Annotated in this window: 1 protein-coding gene; it reads right to left on the reverse strand. The window is 50.9% G+C overall.

Annotated elements, in window-relative coordinates; genetic code table 11:
* Positions 1 to 1,209: ISAzo13 family transposase (locus tag HW443_RS11450; RefSeq protein WP_176238250.1), on the reverse strand; the 1,209-nt coding region annotated here is incomplete at its 3' end.
* Positions 1,210 to 1,220: the final 11 nt, after the last annotated feature.

Raw genomic sequence — 1,220 nt, forward strand, 5'->3', positions numbered from 1 at the left:
ATGATTTGGTTTGATGGTGTAGTTCCACTCACCATGAAAGGCGTCCTTGGTAAGGTTAACGGCCCTGAGTTCTTTGTCGGTCACTTTGATCCCTTGGGGGTAGCCATTGGAATCGACCCCACACTCAACTTTGAGCCCTGTTTTCGTCGTTGTTGCGGCAATCAGCTTGACGATTACTTCATGGCTAATGAGGGGTTTGCCCCGCCAGTTCTGACTGATGAAAGAAAAGAGGCGATGTTCGATTTTGTTCCACTTGCTGGTCCCTGGCGGAAAATGACAGACAGAAACAGAAAGTCCAGTTTCATTGGTGAATCTTTGGAGTTCCGTCTTCCACAGCTTTACCCTAGCACCATTACTACCTCCACTGTCTGCGGTAATAAGCAAACGCTTGGCCTGAGGGTAGACTTGACAGCCCATCGTGTTCCACCACCGCCGAATCGACTCCACCGCAAAGGCAGCCGTATCATGATCTACCCCAACGCTCACCCAGCCTTTGTTCTGGGAAAGATCGTACACACCATAAGGGGTTACCTTGCCACTCCCGAGGGCTTGAAAATCATAGATCAACACCTCCTCCGGGTTGTCTTTCGGTCGCCATTCCCGGCCTTGGTTCTTGAAATGGCCCACAAGCTCTTTCTTCTTGGTATCCACCGAGATAACCGGCTGCCCCTGCTTCTGAAACTTTTTCACCTTTTGATGGATGTACTGAAATTGGGCATCTCGATCAGGATGCGAACGCCCCTCCATTGTTTTACGATTGGCCTGCAAACTGTAGCCCATCTGGTCAAGCAGTTCGGCCACCATCCGGTGACTGGTTTCGTGGCCCATTTGCTTGAGCTCCTCGGCCAAGCGGCGAACACTTTTGCATGTCCAACGAAGGGCAGATTCGGGATCTCCCCTGGTAACAGGTTCAATCAAGTACTCGAGATCCCCTCCAAGCGTAAGGTCTTTCTGAACCGTTCGCTTACGTCCACCCCCTGGCCTTCGGATTCGCCCACCCTCCGGGGTAACGTCAGCACCCTTACGTGCTTTCAGCTCAATACCACCGGCAACAACAGTGTTCCGGGACAATCCAGTTGCACGTGCAACAAGAGCAATACCACCATATCCCAAAATCTGGGCTTCTATGGCGGCAAGAATTCGCCGTTGCCTTTCATTGAGAAAAGGCTTGAAAAGCTCAAAGCGTTCTTGAATATGTTCAGTGTTCATGCAAATAGTAT

The sequence above is a fragment of the Candidatus Hakubella thermalkaliphila genome (assembly GCF_013281975.1).
GTDB lineage: Bacteria > Actinomycetota > Humimicrobiia > Hakubellales > Hakubellaceae > Hakubella > Hakubella thermalkaliphila.